9 protein-coding genes are annotated in these 16,646 nt (G+C 68.8%); 7 read left to right on the top strand and 2 right to left on the bottom strand.

From position 1 onward, the window contains the following. Positions 1–19 precede the first annotated feature (19 nt). From CLV63_RS08270 to CLV63_RS08290, 5 genes are all read left to right on the top strand, one after another. Positions 20–1,681 carry a DUF262 domain-containing protein gene (locus CLV63_RS08270; RefSeq protein WP_245928656.1) on the top strand — a complete coding sequence of 554 codons (1,662 nt, stop codon included), beginning with the start codon at positions 20–22 and terminating at the stop codon, positions 1,679–1,681. After that, positions 1,678–2,895: a type II toxin-antitoxin system HipA family toxin gene (locus CLV63_RS08275; RefSeq protein ID WP_106582326.1), complete on the top strand. Its 1,218-nt coding sequence runs from the start codon at positions 1,678–1,680 to the stop codon at positions 2,893–2,895. Before CLV63_RS08270 ends, CLV63_RS08275 begins: the two co-directional genes overlap by 4 nt. A 123-nt stretch (positions 2,896–3,018) precedes the next feature. Beyond that, a complete protein-coding gene (locus CLV63_RS08280) occupies positions 3,019–6,381 on the top strand; it encodes an AAA domain-containing protein (RefSeq protein WP_106582327.1) in 3,363 nt (1,120 codons plus the stop codon). Between the two features lie 111 nt (positions 6,382–6,492). Continuing rightward, positions 6,493–8,061, top strand: coding sequence for a CBS domain-containing protein (locus CLV63_RS08285; RefSeq protein ID WP_106582328.1), 1,569 nt, complete (start codon positions 6,493–6,495; stop codon positions 8,059–8,061). Between the two features lie 112 nt (positions 8,062–8,173). Beyond that, positions 8,174–9,112: a type IV toxin-antitoxin system AbiEi family antitoxin domain-containing protein gene (locus CLV63_RS08290; RefSeq protein WP_211301206.1), complete on the top strand. Its 939-nt coding sequence runs from the start codon at positions 8,174–8,176 to the stop codon at positions 9,110–9,112. A 599-nt stretch (positions 9,113–9,711) separates the two neighbouring features. Here the strand turns inward: CLV63_RS08290 and CLV63_RS08295 are convergent. Further along, a complete protein-coding gene (locus CLV63_RS08295; protein WP_106582330.1) occupies positions 9,712–10,299 on the bottom strand; it encodes an ATP-binding protein in 588 nt (195 codons plus the stop codon). A 222-nt stretch (positions 10,300–10,521) separates the two neighbouring features. Between CLV63_RS08295 and CLV63_RS08300 the strand changes: the two genes are divergently transcribed. After that, positions 10,522–11,388, top strand: a complete 867-nt coding sequence (locus tag CLV63_RS08300; protein WP_106582331.1) for a helix-turn-helix domain-containing protein — start codon at positions 10,522–10,524, stop codon at positions 11,386–11,388. Next, positions 11,375–11,566, top strand: coding sequence for a DUF397 domain-containing protein (locus CLV63_RS08305; protein WP_106582332.1), 192 nt, complete (start codon positions 11,375–11,377; stop codon positions 11,564–11,566). The genes CLV63_RS08300 and CLV63_RS08305 overlap by 14 nt, the downstream gene beginning before the upstream one ends. A gap of 36 nt (positions 11,567–11,602) precedes the next feature. On the opposite strand, the gene CLV63_RS08310 is transcribed toward CLV63_RS08305, so the two are convergent. Next, entirely contained in the window at positions 11,603–16,642 is a 5,040-nt protein-coding gene (locus CLV63_RS08310) for an Eco57I restriction-modification methylase domain-containing protein (RefSeq protein WP_106582333.1), read from the bottom strand. Positions 16,643–16,646 lie beyond the last annotated feature (4 nt).

Genomic DNA, 16,646 nt, shown 5'->3' on the forward strand with positions numbered 1-16,646 from the left:
GACAGGCGGAGGAGGACGCGTGGCCAAGGTGACCCGCCCGAAGATCGTCGACACGCGTCCGAGCGAGTTGGTGGACTGGGCGCGCGACGGCCGGATCCGATTGCCGTCGTTCCAGCGCTCCTACCAGTGGGAGTCGTCGGATGTTCGACGGCTGTTCGACAGCCTGCTGCGCGGTTACCCCATCGGCAACCTGCTCGTCTGGGAGCGCCCCGCCTCAGCCGAGGACGTGACGATCGGCCATCTCACCGTGACCGCCGCGGATACGCACTCCGCCTACTGGGTGGTCGACGGACAGCAGCGCATCACCTCCCTGGTCGGGGCGCTCACCGCCACCGGCGACACGGTCGACCCGCGCTTCCGCGTCTACTACGACCTCGACTCCGGCGACTTCGCGACCCTGCCGCGCCGGCGCAAGCCCTCTCCCGACTGGTTCCCGGTACCGCTGACCCTGGACACGGCGCGGGCGAACGCGTGGATCCGTGAGCGGCCGCATCTCACCGGTGAGCAGATCGCGCAGGCCGACGAGCTCATCGCCGCGGTCCGCGACTACCGGATCCCGATGTACATCGTCTCCGGCGACGACGAGCGCGCACTGCGCGAGATCTTCGACCGGATGAACACCTACGGCAAGGCGTTGAAGAGCGCCGACGTGTTCCGGGCGCTGCACGCTTCGTCCGACGCCCGCGAGCCCGGAGACCTCACCTCGCTCAGCGCCGAGGTCGAGGCCCACGGCTTCGGCCGCTTCACCGACCAGCTCCTCATGCAGAGCATCCTGGCAATCCGGGGGCCAGTACTCGACCGGGACTTCCGCAAGGAGTTCGCCGATGCGGAGGACCTGAAGCACGCGCTCTCATCGACCCGCGACGCTTTGGGCCACGTGGTGGACTTCCTCCGCGACGAGGCCGGAATCCCGCACATCAAGCTGCTGCCCTACGCGCTCTTCGTGCCGGTCCTGGCCCGCTTCGTCGCCGCGTTCGGCCCGCCCCGGGGCCGCTCGGAGCGACTTCTGCGCCGCTGGATCTGGCGCGGTTCCGTCCTCGGCGTGGCTCCGCAGGGCAACACCGTGGGTCTGCGGAAGAACGCCCAGGCGGTGCGGGACGACCCCACCGCGAGCGCCGAACGGCTGATCGGACTGCTGCCCGCCGGGGCGGCGGCGACCTGGGTACCGGATCTCTCGCACACCCGCATCAACTCGGCCCTCGGCAAGGTCAACATCCTCGGGCTTCTCTCTCGCGCGCCCCGGCCGCTGCCCAGCGCGGGCACGCTCATGCGCACCGAGGCCGAGGAGCGCCCCATCGACATCTCCGCTGTTCTCGAACTGGATGCCCCGCCTCCACTTCTCGCACCGGTCTTCGACCTCGCGTGGCCGGAGGGCGAGAACATCGCCAACCGGCTCGTCGCGCCGGGGGCCAAGGCGGCCCAGGTGCACGCCGCGCTGCTCGACGGGGAGGTCGACGACCGGTTCCTCACCGGCCAATGCCTCGATGCAGCCTGCCTGAAGTTCCTGCGCTCCGGCGACTCCCACGGCTTCCTGGCCCACCGCGGTGAGCTCGCGCGATCCGTGATCGCGGCCCACGTCCAGGAATACGCCCTGTTCGGATTCCGCGACGGACCGACACTGTCCACCATGTTCGAGGACACCCCGCTCCCGGTGGATTCCGACAGAGGAGACCGCGCATGAGCGAACGCACCGCAGGGGTCTTCCTCGGCGAGCGCAGGGTGGGCACGCTCGGCTACGCCCACGGCAACACCTGGTTCGACTACGAGGACTTCGCGCCCGACCACCCGGTGCTCGGCCAGGCGTTCGAGGCGGACCCGTCGTTCCGTCGGACAGCGAGCGGCTCGGTACCCGAGTGGTTCGCCAACCTCCTGCCGGAGCGCGGCAGCGGCCTGCGGCGCATCATCGGACGCGAACTCGGTATCGAGCACCCGCACGACTTCCAGGTCATCTGCCGCATCGGCGACGACCTGGCCGGGGCCGTCCGCGTCCGCCCCGATGCCGACCTCGGCGAGTTCTCGGTCTTCGGTGAGGAGAGCGACTGCGCACACGACCACCCCGTCCGCTTCTCCCTGGCGGGGGTCCAGGCGAAGTTCTCCATGCGCTGGGAGGGCAAGGGCCTGGTCCTGCCCATGACGGGCGAGGGCGGCGACTGGATCGTCAAGCTCGCCGATGCCCGCTTCCCCGACGTGCCCCGCAACGAGTTCGCGATGCTGACGTGGGCCGCGTCCGCAGGGGTCGAGGTCCCCGACATCCGGCTCGTTGCCACGACCGAACTGCGCGGCCTGCCAGAGGGCCTCGCCGGGAGCGAAGAGTCGGTACTGGCCGTGCGCCGCTTCGACCGCGCCCAAGACCACCGCATCCACCAGGAGGACCTCGCCCAGGTGCGGGAGGTCTCGGTCGACGCCAAGTACGACCGCGCCTCCTACAGCGGGATCGCCCGTGTCATCAACGCGCTGTGCCCGCAGGACATCGACGAGTACATCCGCCGCCTCGCCGCGATCGTCGTCATGGGCAACCTCGACGCCCATCTGAAGAACTGGACACTGCGGTACCCCGACGGCCGCTCCGCGCGGCTGTCCCCCGCCTACGACTTCGTGTCGGTCTCCTCCTACGCCGGTCACGACGCCTCGTTCCGCGACGACCGCCTCGCCTTCGCCGTCAACGGCGGCCAGACGGCGCGGCTCGTCACGCTGCGGCACTTCCACCACCTGGCCGACCGCGCCGGCCTCGACCCGGATCGCGTCCGCGGCGTGGTCCGCGACACCGTCCGGACGATGTCCGACACCTGGGCCGAGGTCAAGCGGGAGGCGCCCGTCCCCGGGTTCCTCGCCGAACACCTCGATGCCCGGCTGGCGTCGCTCCCGCTCGTGACCGACGTGCGCCTCCGCACCTGACCGTCGACTCTCGGTTCGTGGCCGCATCGGGCCGTCCGCCTCGCCCCGTTGCGCCCGTTGTGTCGCGGCCCGCCCATAGGGTCACGCGAGAAGGGATCCACAACTGAAAGGCGGACGCCGCTGATGCAGCCCTCCTCCCGACCGCAATGGCTGGCCGATGTGATCGCGGCGGTGCGTACGTGGCACAAGGCCGAAGGCGGCGGAGCGGCCGACAAGAGCAGGGCCGATGTCGACCTGGGGCGGGTACTGACGGAGTCCACCCGCGGGCCTGGCTGGTTCCTTTGGTCGGCCCGCGACTCCCCGCCCGACGAGACCGCCCTCGAAGAGGCCTACCTGGCACCGGCGTCCGGTAGCAAGGACATCCGCTACCGGCTCCGCGAGACGATCAACGACGAGGGGCGGCTCCTCATCCGGGTCGCCACCGACGCACCGCGCGAGGGCCTGCACCTGTGGAAGCGCGGGCGGCCCACGGCCCATCTGGTGCAGACGCTGCTCGACGGCCTGGAGCGCCTCACTGGCGACGGCCCCGCAGCGGCGTTCGGGGCAGGACGCGCCGACCCGCTGAGGAGCGAACTCGCCGGGCCCGTCGCCGGCCTCAACCCGGGCCAGCGGCTGGCCTATTCCGCCTGCGTCTCACCGGGGCTGCAACTCGTCTGGGGGCCTCCGGGGACCGGCAAGACCGAGGTCATCATCCGAGCGCTGCTCAGTGCAATCAAGACCGGGAAGTCGGTGCTGCTGGTCTCGGGTACGAACGTCGCCGTGGACAACGCCCTCGACCGGGCCATCAGAAGCCTGCGCCCGGCCGCGGGGACGGTCATCCGGGTGGGCACCCCGCATCTCGCGTCCGTCGCCGACAACCCCAACGTGTCCCTGACCACGCTGAAACGCCGCCGCCAGGAGGCCAAGGAGAAGGAGGTGCTCGACCTCGAACAGCGGGTGGTGCAGGCCCGCGTACCCGTCGAGACGCTCGCAAAGGCGCAGGAGCGCCTCGCGCGGTTCGACCCCGCAACCGACCGCGCGGCGCGTGCCCGCATCGCGTCCGCTGACCGCGCGGCTCGTATCGCCGCCGAGGTCGCGGCGGCACAGGAGCGGCTCAACGCCAAGGGCGCGGAGCTGGAAATCGGGCGGCAGGTCGCCGCCGAGGTCGAGGAGGAATGGGCGTCGGTCTCCCTCGCAGCCGAACGATGGTCGAGGATCGACCGGAGCCACCGAGAACTGGCCGAGCTCGGGCAACGGCGCGATCGATCGGCGCTGGCCGTCAGCGACGGCCGGTCAGCCGTGCGCGCGGCCGAGGAAGAGCGCGACCGACACACTGCAACCGGGATGTTCTCACGCCTCCGTGACAGGCAACAGCGCAGAACCGCGGAGCAAGGAGTCGTCGACGCACAGCACCGCCTCGCTGCCGCCGAGGCCGAGCACGCGGCGCTGCTCCCGGTGCTGGCCCGGGAGGAGGGCCGGGTCAACGCGTTGATCGCCGAACTGGAGCGGCAGAACCACGGTACCCCCCGGTACTTTGTTCAGAACGTTTCGCGGCGCCTGGCCGAAGCGCGGCGGACCGTTCGCGATGGCAGCACCGCCTACGACCGGGCCGTCGGCGACCACCGGCGCTTCGAAGCGAACCTTGCCGAGGCGCGTGCCCGCTCCATGCCCACCGACCACGACCGGAAGCTCGTCGCGTGGGCCGACCGGAACGGACTGCTCCGTCTCCATCAAGGACTCGACGCCCTTTCCAAGGCGGCTGAGCAAGCGCTGTCGGAGGTCAAGCGGCTCACCACGGCACGGCAGAAGGCCGAACAGGAGCTCGCCGAGTTGGGCCGCGACGCCGAGCGCTACTTCGTCGGCCGGGCGACCGTGGTGGCCACCACCCTGGCCATGATGCGGATGAAGCCGGTCATCGGCTCCCGCACCTACGACCTCGTGATCGTCGACGAGTGCGCTGCGGCCGGCATCCCTGAGGTCCTGCTCGCGGCCGGACGCGCCACCTCCGGGGTCACCCTCCTGGGCGACTTCATGCAGAACATGCCGATCGAGGCGGCCAGTCTGCGCCGGAACAGCGACCCCCACGTGAAGCGGTGGCTGGCGCCCCGGGACTGCTTCGCCGCGCTGGACGTCACCCGCCCCGAAGAGGCCGAGGCCGCGCCCGGCTGTGTCGTGCTCACCGAGCAGCACCGCTTCGGCCCGGAACTCACCCGCCTGGTCAACGCCGCCTCATACGGCGGCCTGCTCACCTCCGCAGCGGGAGCCGCGGCGACCGACATCTGCTTCGTCGACGTGGACGGCCTCGGGGACTCCCTCGCCGGTGTCCATCCGAGCCCGGACGGCGCCAAGGGCAAGTGGTGGAGCGTAGGCGGCGTCATCTCCCGCGCCATCGCCGAGCAGCAGCTTGCGACCAAGGAGGCGCGCAGTGTCGGCATCGTCGCCCCGTACAAGGTGCAGGCCGGTCTCACCAAGGCCATCATCGACGACGCCGGCGGGAACCCGCTGATCGACATCGGCACCTCGCACCGTTTCCAGGGCCGGGAGTTCGACACGGTCGTGTTCGACATGGTCGAGGACGGCAACGGCTGGGTCGCGGCGGGCGAGTTCGGTTCGAACGGATTCAAGCTCGCCGGGCTCAAGCTGAGCAACGTCGCGATGACCCGGGCGCGCCGCCGCCTGTACCTCATCGGCAACGGCGCCGCAGTCGAACGCGCCCGCTCCGGGGTCCTCTCCCACATCCGCGCTGGGATCGGCCGCGGCGACATCCGAGTGGTGCCGGTCCGCGACATCCTGCACAGCCCTGCGCCCTCGGCTCTCGAAGGCCCCGCCGCGGACCTGTGGGACGCGGTGAGCCAGTACGTCAAGTACACCGGGTTGTACGACGAGGGCGACCTGCCCGACGAACTGGTCTCCCGGATCGAGGGGGCCCGCCGCAGCGTGTGGCTGTGGGCGCCCTGGACCGGCGCACGGCTCCACGAGTTCCTGCCCGCGCTGGAGGCGGCCCAGGCGCGCGGGGTCCATGTCCAGGTGACGACACTGCCCACGTGGGACGAGATGTACCGGGGGCCCAGCCCCAAGGCCCAGCGGATGCGCGACTGCCACGAGGATCTGACCACGCGTGTCCGCAAGGTCGTGTACATGGAGAACATGCACCAGAAGATCGCGGTGATCGATGAGGAGGTCGTCTTCATCGGCAGCATGAACGTGCTGTCCCACCGGCGCGACGGAGGCCGTCGGGAGATCATGACGGTCGTGGAGAGCGCCGCCTATGCCCGGCACATCCTCGACTTCGAGCGCGTCGACCAGTTGTCGCGACCGCCACGCTGTCCCAAGTGCAATGAGCGCATCCGCACCTTCGCCTTCAAGAAGCCGTCGAAGGCCCCGGCCCTGTACTGGTTGTGCCGGTCCGCACCGCCGTCCACTCCGGGGAGGACCCCGAGGGTCTGCTCCGAGCAGGCCTTTCCTCCCCTGTCGCGGGGACGCAACCAGCAGCGCGGGTCCCGGTAACCGGGATGGCAGGGCGGAACAACCCGCGTGCGAGCGTCCGCTACGCCCGGTAATGTCGGCACCGTCGCCGAACTCCCCCTGCGGCGCGTGGCGCGAAGGAGACGATCCCCCGTGGAATTCCCCAGTTCCCCCGTTCCTGCTGCGTGGCTCGTCCGCGCCGGCCGCGACGGCGAACGCGAGAAGGAAGCCCTCGAGGTCGGCCTCGCCATCGCCGGATGGCACGAACTCGACGATCTCAGCGTGTTCGCCACCAGGGAGGGGCTGCGGGAGTACGTCCGTGCGACCTATCCGCATGCCGGCACCGCCCTAGTGGGCAACTGGACCGGCCAGCTGTGGCGGTTCTGCTCCCAGATCGCCGTAGGAGACCACATCGTCATGCCGATGAAGACCCGGCCGGGCGTGGTCGCCGTCGGCCGGGTCACCGCCGAGTACCGTTACCGTGCCGATTCTCCGGTGGGGTTCCAGCACGTGCGCCCGGTCGAATGGCTGCGCACCGACATCGCGAAGGCCGCCATCAGGCAGGACCTCCTCGACAGCATGGGGTCACTGCTGACCGTGTGCGGGTTGACCCGCTATGACGCCGCCCGCAGGGTCGCCGCACTCGCCGAGCGCGGAATTGATCCGGGCGCGAGTGACGACGTCGGCGCGGACATCGCGGTGCAGAACAGCCGGGACCTGCTGAACGAGGCCGCGAGGCGTGATGCGAACGACCCGGTCCGAATGACGGTCCGCGACTTCTTGGACCGGTGGGGCCTGGTCCGGCGCGGGTCCACCTCCGTCGAACGCGTCACGGCCGACCTGGCCGAGCAGGGCTTGACCACGCGGCCTCCGTTCCCTGACGTCGGCATCGACAGCACGATCGACATCATCCAAGTGGGCGAAGAGCCCACTCTGAAGTTCGCGCTGACCGAGGCGCAGACGGCCGAGGACACCAAGGACGCCTCCGAGATGCCGTCGGTGAGCCTGCACGTTGGTGCGCTGCCCGCCGCCAACCAAGGGGTGGCGAGCGTGCGCCCGGACGACACGCTCAAGCAGGCCACGACCACGATGCTGACCAAGCGGTACTCACAGCTGGCCGTGATCGACGGGGACGGCAAGCTACACGGCGCGGTGAGCTGGCAGTCCATCGCCGAAGCGTGGATCAATGATCCTGGGGCACCGCTCACGAAGGCCATCGCACGATCGAAGCCGGCCGCCTTCGACGAACCGCTGCTGGACCTCATCAAACCGATCTCGGAAAACGACTTCGTGTTCGTGCTCGGCGCGGACAAGGTCAGCATCGTTGGAATCGTGACCGCAGCAGACCTCACCCAGCGGTTCGGCGATCACGCCGGACCGTTCGTCCTACTGGAGGAGATCGAGCGCCGCTTGCGGCAGGTGGTGGACAACAGTGTGCCGCGCGATCAGATCACGAAGCACGCCCGCGACAAGAAGCTCGCGAGCCTGCACGGTGCGTCCGCACTGACGATGGGAAACTACTGCCGCCTGCTGAGTGATGCGGACAACTGGCAGCGCCTGGCCTGGAGCATCGACCACGCTCTCTTCCTCCATGAACTGGATGAGGTGCGCAATATCCGCAACGAAACCATGCATTTCAGCGCGGACCCGATCCAGAAGGATCACATCAGGCGGCTCGACGGCTTCCTCAATCTCATCAGGACCGTCACCCCGGATTTCTGACCGGCCCGGGGTCGGCGGGCGTCCTTGTGCCGCCCAGCGTGTTCCGGCGCCGTCGTCCACAGGCCCTGACTTGCGCTGGCCGAGCGGTTCTCCCGGGCCGCATGGTTGCACCATGGCACGGTCCCTTTCACTGCCGAGCGACCTCATGCGGACCGCTGCCGCCCAGCACGGCCTGGTCACGCGGCGGCAGGCGTTCTTCCAGGGCCTCAACGACACCGGGATCAAGCGGCTCCTGCGCGAGGGCCGCCTGCAACGGTGGCACCCCGGCGTCTACGCCGTGCGCGCACTGACCGGCGAGGGCAGCGCCGCCGGTGACCTCCGCACCGCGGTCATGGCCGCCCAGCTCGCCATCGGCCCGGCCGCGGTCGCGGTCGGGCCCACCGCCGCGTCCCTGTGGGGCATGCAGGGGCTTGCTGCCCGAGACGGAGGGCCGGTCCACGTGAGCGTTCCCGGCAGCGCGCGCTTCCTCCTCTCCGGGGTGGCCGTCAACGCCGGCGCCGTCCACGCCGACGAAACCGTCCGCCGGGCCGGCATCCGCATCACCACGCCGGGGAGAACACTGCGCGACACGGTCCTGTCCACGCCCCGAGAGGTGGCGGTGTCCCTGATGGACTCCGCGCGCAACGGCGGGATGCTCAGCGAGGCGGAGTTCGCGTCGCTGCGGTCGGCCAACGCCGGGCGGCGCGGGCAGCGCGCGTCGGCGCCGTGGTGGGCACTCTCCGACCCCCGCGCGCAGAGCCCGCTGGAGACCCGAATCCGGCTCATCTGCACCGACGCCGACCTGCCGCCCGACGACCTCCAGCACCCGCTGCGCCTGCCCGGGGGCCGCTCGACCGCCTACGGCGACCTGTGGTGGGACCGGGGACCGGTGCTGGTGGAGGCCGACGGCGCCGGCCCCCACTCCCGTCCCGATGCCCTGTTCCGCGACCGGCACCGGCAGAACGCCTTGCTCCACGCCTACCCGGGGCTGCGCCTGCTCCGCTTCAGCTGGCGGGACCTCCGCCACCCGCGCGCCCTGGTCGCGGAGATCGCGCGGGCGGGGGCGGGGTAGATGGTGGGTGCACGGGCGGTGCAGGAGGCAGGGTAAGGGCGTTGGGTCTGCTGGGCGGCCTTGTCCGCGGGCGGTGGCCCCGCACCTGTGGGGAAAGCAGCGCCAAAGGCGGGAGCGGGGGCCGGTGGGCGGTCATCCGCGGCGCTCCCGGTGCCAGGGTTCAAGCGGGCAGCAAAGGCGGGTGGTGGTCCGGGTCCGCGGTCATCCGCAGGCCCTCAGGAGGAGAAAGCGGACATAGGGCGCATCTCACTGGCTGGTGGGCATCGAGACTGACGGAGCGTGCAGTCTCGATGCCTGAAGCTGACGGTGATGCAGTCTCGGTGCGGAATGGCGCGACGGGAGACCGCGGTACCGCCCACGCAGGGCCGCAGGCGACCGCCGAGCCGGACCACCACCTGCCTTTGCTGCCCGCTTGAACCCCGGCACCCGGGACGCTACGGGCGACCGCCCACCGGTCCCCGCTCCCGCCTTTGGTGCTGCTTTTCCCCACAGGACACCCGGCAGGCGCCCGCGGACAAGGCCGCCCAGCAGACCTGACGCCCGCCCCGCCCCCGCAGGCGTGGGGGCGGGGCCCGACCCGGGTGGCCGACCGGGCGGCCTCAGGCCGCGCCCCAGGCGCTGTCCGCGAGGTCGTAGGCCAGGTGGAACCAGACGTGGCGGTAGGACTGGCCCCCGAAGTCGCCCCACGCGGTGGACAGCGCGTCCACCAGGGCGAGGCCGCGGCCGTGCTCGGCGCCGGTGGCGCCGGTGGCACCGCCGTCATCGCCCATGACCAGGGCACCGGCGTACAGGGGGCGGGGGTCCTGCGCGGGTCCGCGTCGGCCCGGGGCGATGACGCCCTCGTCGCGGCAGGTGAGGGTGAGGCCACCGGTTCCGCGGCGGACCACGAGGGCGTAGGTGCCGCCCGGACGGCCGGAACGGGAGTGCACAAGGGAGTTCGAGGCCAGCTCGCAGCCGAGGAGGGTGAACACGTAGCGGTAATCGGTGTCGTGCTCGGCGGCGCAGGTGTCCAGGAACGCCCGGACGAGGGGGAGGAAGCCGCGGTGGCCAGGGAAGTCGTACCGGCGCAAGGTGTAGTAGGGGCGGTCTGGGAAGCCGCTGAAGTAGTGCTGGTACAGGGGTGGAACCAGGTCGCCGAGGGCAACGGTCACCGAAGGCAGCGGCGGAATCGGGTCGAGCGCGGGCATGGGGCACACTCCTCCTGGCAGCAGGAAGTAGGCGGAAGGACCGGAGGCGCCCGCACGAGTCGACGAGTTCACCGTTCAGGGCAACGGACACCGGAGTAGCGTGACCGGGAGAGACCGAGGGTGATGGGGTGGTCACTGGCTACATCATCAGCTTGAAACTCGATATTCGAATTGTCAAGCTAGTTCTCGATATTCGAGCACGAGGAACGTAGACTTCCTGCCATGCCTCGCCCCTTCAGCCCGACAGTCCGCCGCAAACGGCTCGCCCGCGAACTGCGGCGCCTGCGTGAATCACACGACCTCAAGCTCTCGATAGCCGCGAAGCAGGCGGACGTACCGCAGTCGACCCTGAGCAACATCGAGAGCGCCGAAGCCCGCCGCATCAAGCCCCGCGACATCGATGCTCTGGCCGACCTGTACGAAGCCTCTGCCGACGTACGGAAGGCGCTGCACGAACTGGCCCGCGAGTCGAAGGAGCAGGGCTGGTGGTCCAAGTACAGGGACGTCTTCAGGGGCAACGCGCTGCCCGACTTCGAGGTCGAAGCGTCCATGATCAGGACGTATCAGAGCCAGGTCGTTCCGGGCTTGTTGCAGACCCCTGAATACAGCGAGGCAGTCTTCAGCGGTGGCGGCGCCTACACCTCCGAGGAGATCAAGCGGCACGTCGACGCCCGGCTACGCCGACAGCAGATCCTCAACCGGCGACACCCGCCGCACCTGTGGGCCGTGATCGATGAAGCCGCGCTACGACGCGAACTCCCCGACGCTGAGATAATGCGCGAGCAACTTCAGCACCTCGTCAACCTGGCCACTCACCACAACATCGACATCCAGGTACTACCGTTCAGCGCGGGCATGCACGCCGGCCTCGCGGGGTCGTTCCTCCTCTTCGACTTCCCGAGCGAAATCGACCCCTCGGTCGTCTACACGGAGACCGCGACAGATAGCCTCTTCGTCCAGGATGCCGACTCAGTGAGCCGCTTCGTCACGATCTTCTCCCACCTGAATGCGGCTGCACTTCGGACACCCGAGACCGTCAACTACATCCGCGCCATCCTGGAGATGCACGACCGACATGGAAATTTCTGACCAACTCGCGTTCTACAAGTCCACATACAGCAGCGACCGGGTCGACTGCGTCGAGGTCGCTGACCTTCCGCTTGGCTCCGCCATCCGCGACTCCAAGCGTGCGGACGAAGGCCACCTCGCGTTCCCGGCCGCCGAGTGGGACGCGTTCCTCACAGCTGCGAAGGCTGCCCACCTCTGACCGGGGGCGCGCGATGCCTGTGCGCCCGCGATTCCACTAGGGATTCCCGTCCCACTCCCCGCTCGCCTTGGCGCGCTCGACACGCTCGGTGAAGTAGGCGTGCGCCTGACGGTATTCGCCCTCCCGGTCGGCCTTGTAGAAGGGGGCCGTGTATCCCTCGGGCGGGGTTGCGCCCCCTTCCTTCTCCTGGAAATTCATGAACTGCTTGTAACTCTCCTTGGTCTGGATCTGGCCGTGCGTCCGGTGGTACCCGGCCAGTTTCCATCCGTTCGCGTCGAACCAGGTCGTTTCCTCAAACCGGTTAAGCACGGGGAAGCGCGCCCGGTAGGCGGCGATTAGGGCGTCGACATCCATCCGCAGCCAGACGGCAACCAACGCATCGATCTCGACCAGAGCCGAACGTCGAGCGCGTTCGCTGCGCAATGGAATCTGGTACTCCCACACGGAGCCAACCTCACCGAGCGGCTGAATTCCGGGCCATTCACATGCCCAAGATTCCTTCGCCCAATCCGCGTCGTAGAGCTCCTGCCAGAGATCGGAATAAGCGTTTGTCAAGCAGTTTAGCCGCGCAGTTCGAAGCACGAGTGACTTAGACAACGGGTGTTCGAGGTGTCCAACCAGCAAGCTCCGGGCATTGGAAGTATCCAAATGCCCGACTCCAGTAACGCGCAGGAAATAGTCGAGGGGAACTGAACTCCAAAAGCCTGCCGACAAGACGGTCATTTCGTCACTTGCAACCCAGGAACTTCGAACACTATGAACATGTGAAACACTACCAGGAATAATCGATGCATAAAGACTGCGTTCAGTATCAGGTGCAATCATTTCTCGCCACGCCAACCGATAAAATTCGGTGTAACGCCGCATGGCCTTCGCAATCAGGCGATCCCGAATCTGTGCTTCGGTGACATCGCCCTTGTTAATCTCCAAAACCTCACTAATTGCAACCCGTGCCGACTCCACCTCGTCCGGATTGTCAAGGATCCGGTTCAGTCTTTGGTAATCCAACCAGCGTGACTGCGCCTTCTGGAAAACACTTGTGCTGGCGACCCGCCTGTACTCGGTTTCCGGGACGGCGTCCTCTGGCAGGGTCATCAGGTTGACGCCGAGCACGTCATTACTCCCGGCCGTCGGGGATTTGAAGAGCGGTGTGGCGACCCCGATCTGAACACCCTTGAGGATCACCTCGGACCAGTCGCCAGGTGCGGAGAGGTTGTACCCGATCAGCCCTTCGTTCTTCGCTCCGCTTTCGTGGTAGCCGGATGAGATCTGCGGTTGGAACTGGCCGAGCCGAACCGGGTACTCCGCCAGTGCCTTGATCGCGTCGTTCTCCGCCGTGCTCACCGGTGTCAGCAATCTGGCCTGCTCGACAGGTTTTCCGTCTTCTCCGGTGAGTGACTGCCATAGGGCGAGGAGGTCGGGGGTCACCCGGATGACGCGGGATCGGTGCGGGCGCTCGTCCAGTTGCCCTTTGTACCGGACTCCCGGCGGATCTCCTGAACCGTCGTGGTCGAATGATTTCCGGAGTGCGTCGGCGCTGAACAGCCAGCAGAGGTGATCGAACCCGATTTCCCCGTCCGCACCGTAGATGTGCATTCCGAAGTGGCTGGACTCGCCGACCGGCTCGGGGAAGAAGCGATGCCCCGGGTTGACGAAATCACCGTGCACGCGGAGCCGACGGTAGGCGGCGGTGCGGAGCGCTCCTTCATTGTCACCGGAGAAATGGGTATCCGGGTGGAGCAGGCCGACGACTCCAACGAGGGCCGCGTTTCCCCAGGTGCGGATCATGAAGCAGCGGTAGACGTCCGGCTGCGTCCCTGTCACCAACGGGTACACCTGCTCCGAGCTGAAGAAGGCCACCATTCCGCTGGTGCCGGTCCGCTCGTCGAGAAGCCGGTGGCTGATAGAAGAGGATCCGAGGACGCTCGCCTTGCGCTGCTGCTTGACCTCCAACGACGGTTTCTCGACCAACTTGAACCACGGATCACTCTCCGCGAGCACAGCACTCTCGTCCCACCTCGGCCGCACCCACGGCGGGTTGCCCACCTGGATGTCGAAGCCGCCCCGTGCGAAGACCTGGGCGAACATCAGTTCCCAATGGAAGAACCCCTGCTTTGCCGCGATCTGCTCCGCCTTGTGCAGCCAGGGGAAACGCTCTCCCAGCTTTACCTCGTCCTCCATGCCCATCAGCAGCGGCAGCTGCTGCTCGGCGTCGTCCAACTCCGCGAGGGTGGCCAGTTCCGAGAACAGCGATCCTTCGGGGATGTCGACGCGGCCGAGCAGGGCCTCGGCGAAGTCCAGCCAGTCGGTCAGGTCCCGCAGCGGTGTGCCTACCGGGTCGCCGCCGAACAGGGAGCCCTCGCCCCCCGGAACGCTGAGTTCGCCGACCTTCCCGAGGCGCCGGTACTCCTCGTCCGACCCGTTGAGCAGGCCCACGTCCTGCACCGGCCAGAACCACAGCGCGCACCACGCGTCCATCAGGGTCTTCAGCCGCCAGAATGGGGTGCCCTTCTCCTGGAGGTCCCGCAGGACCTCCTCGCGCGGGACCACGCTCTCCGGGTGTTCGATACCCTCGGCACCCCACACCTCGATGGGGCGGCTGATCTCCCGTTCCGATACCTGGAGCCGCCTGATCACCAGCTCCCACAGGTACTCGACCCGCCCCGCCAGCGCCTTGAGCCGGTTGGTCTGGGACTTCTTGCCGTTGCCGCCGGTGGGCTGCTTGCGCATCCCGGTACGCCACTTCGCCAGGGCCTTCGCCTGTTCCGGGGCGAGGTTCTTCGCCTCCTTCTCCTTGGAGACGACGCCCCACCCGTGCGCCGGCAGCAGGAAGTGGTGGATGCCGCCGTCGGGCCGCACTCCGTCGCGGAACGGTACGTCCAGCGGCGCGGACGTCAGCCACGCACCCTTCTTCAGCTCCTCCGGCCGGTAGAACCGGCGCCCGCACCCCACCAGCGAGTTGCCGCGCCGCAGGTGCAATCCGAACCACGGCGCCTGCAAGCCCCGGTGCATCACGTTCAACCACAGCGACACCTCTGCCAGTTCGACGGCGGTCTCGTTGAGGTCCACCCCGTAGGAGTTGTGCAGGGCGATGTAGGCCTTGGCCTTCTGCAACTCCTCCAGGCGCTCCTCGGGGTCCAGGTGCTCGCCCAGCTCGGCTTCGCGCCGCTTCACATACTCCTCGGCGACCTGGTTGATCGCCTCGTTGAGGAACGCACCCGATCCCAGCGCGGGCTCGCAGATCGTCCAGTCCAGGAGTTCGCGCGCCGGGGTCGTCTCCCCGTCCTGGTCCAGCCGCTCCCGCAGGGTCAGCTCGACCGTCAGCCGGGTCAGCGACTCGGGTGTGTAGTAGGACGCGCTGGTCTCCCGGTCGCGGCCCGCCAACCGGTACACGAACGCCCCCGGCCGGTACTCCACCCGCTCGTCGGTGGCCTTGCCGTCCTCGTCCTTGGCCTTGACGAACACCTCGTTGAGGAAGTCGTCGGCCTTGGAGTGCGGCACCATCCACGAGCCGTCCTTGGGGTTGCCGTTCTTGGCGACCTCGTACAGGGCCTCATCGGCGATGAACCCGGTGTAGGACATCAGCCCCTCGTACACCGCGCCCAGCTGGTTGATGCCGAGCTGGGCGTAGGAGATGAACCCGCCGCGCTCCTTGCGGCGGCCGCGCGACAGCATGAGCAGGCGCAGGACCTTGTGTAGCGCGGTGTCGCGCAGCCGGGTGTCCAGGCGCGGCATGCGGGGCTCGTCGAGGTCGTCGTCCGGGTGCTGGAGGCCGCGCCCGATGAGGCGAGTGCGCTCCGGGTCGAACAGGTCGGCCTTCAGCGGTTCGAACCGCAGCCCCTCCCCCTCCGACAGGCCCTCGGCCTCCTCCTCGGTGAGGACGTGCCCGCGCGGGCGGTGCCCCTTGTCGACCATGCGGAACAGCACGTCCAGCGACTCGTACAGGTGGAAGCCGGTACGCGCCTCCTCCCCCACCAGGTCGTGCACGACGAGGTCGCCCAGGCGGGCCATACTGTAACCGCGGACGTAGGCCTCGTCCTTGGCGGGCACCACGCCCAGGTCGGGGCGGGCCTCGGCGTACAGCAGGAACAGGACCCGGTACAGGTAGCGCAGCGACTGGCGGGCCAGGTCGTCGGCGAACGCCTTGGTCGAGCCAGTGACCTGCTGCGGGGTGACGCCCTGCTCCCGCAACCGGTCCAGAACTTCGTTGGCGATGATCTCAACCGAGCGCTGCAAGCCTTCGCGCAGGTCCTTGGAGACGCCCACCGCATGGTCGCGCGACGCCTTGCCCAGCACGGCGAGCGGATCCTCGCCGCCCTCCTCGGGCGGGCGGAGCTGCTCGGCGCTGAACAAGGCGGCGATCATGGCGAGTTCGTCGTCGCCGTTACGGCCGAACGCGACGTCCAGGCTCACCGCGAGGTAGCGGCCCTCCCCCCACACGGTGCGATCGGCGAGCACGACGACCCCGCCGGCGAGGAGCAGGACGTAGCGCAGGTGCTCATCGGCGGCGAACAGCGCCGAGACGAGCTTGGTGGCGTGCGTGATCCGCTCCCGCCCGCCCAGCTCCACCGGGGTGAGCAGCAGTCCGGCGCCCTCGGGGTCCATCGCGGCGTCGGTCTCCGTGGCCCAGCCGCATTCCACGGCGGCGATCGTGGGCTCGCGCAGGGCCAGTACCGCCGGCGAACCGCCCGCGCCGAGGTCGAACGTCGGCGGGTCTCCGTGCGCCGCCGCCTCGAAGCCTAGCCCTGCCATCAGCTCCGCGTGCAGCTTGTGCAGGCGGTCGGTGTAGAGGGCGTCGTCGGCGGGGCGGCCCACTCCGGTGTTCCGGTTCTCGGTGTACTCCGCGAAGAACGACCGCTCGTCGACGTAGCGCGAGCGGTAGCCGCGCAGCCCCTGGCGCGGGGTGACCCGGTTCGGACGCCCGCCTTCGCGCTTCACCCGGGCGCGCTCGGCCGCCTCGCGCTCCGCCCACGCGGCGTAGGGTCCGTCCTTGCCTTTGAGCCGCTTGGGCAGGACCTCCGCGAGGTAGTGCGCGGAGAAGTAGTCGCCCCGATTGGCGATCGAGTCATAGGACATATCG

The sequence above is a fragment of the Murinocardiopsis flavida genome (assembly GCF_003014485.1).
Taxonomy (GTDB): domain Bacteria; phylum Actinomycetota; class Actinomycetes; order Streptosporangiales; family Streptosporangiaceae; genus Murinocardiopsis; species Murinocardiopsis flavida.

Bases quoted from the DNA above. Each gene is read 5' to 3' on its own strand.
- CLV63_RS08275 (WP_106582326.1), top strand. From the start codon at position 1,678: ATGAGCGAACGCACCGCAGGGGTCTTCCTCGGCGAGCGCAGGGTGGGC.
- CLV63_RS08280 (WP_106582327.1), top strand. From the start codon at position 3,019: ATGCAGCCCTCCTCCCGACCGCAATGGCTGGCCGATGTGATCGCGGCG.
- CLV63_RS08290 (WP_211301206.1), top strand. From the start codon at position 8,174: ATGGCACGGTCCCTTTCACTGCCGAGCGACCTCATGCGGACCGCTGCC.
- CLV63_RS08295 (WP_106582330.1), bottom strand. From the start codon at position 10,299: ATGCCCGCGCTCGACCCGATTCCGCCGCTGCCTTCGGTGACCGTTGCC.
- CLV63_RS08300 (WP_106582331.1), top strand. From the start codon at position 10,522: ATGCCTCGCCCCTTCAGCCCGACAGTCCGCCGCAAACGGCTCGCCCGC.
- CLV63_RS08305 (WP_106582332.1), top strand. From the start codon at position 11,375: ATGGAAATTTCTGACCAACTCGCGTTCTACAAGTCCACATACAGCAGC.
- CLV63_RS08310 (WP_106582333.1), bottom strand. From the start codon at position 16,642: ATGTCCTATGACTCGATCGCCAATCGGGGCGACTACTTCTCCGCGCAC.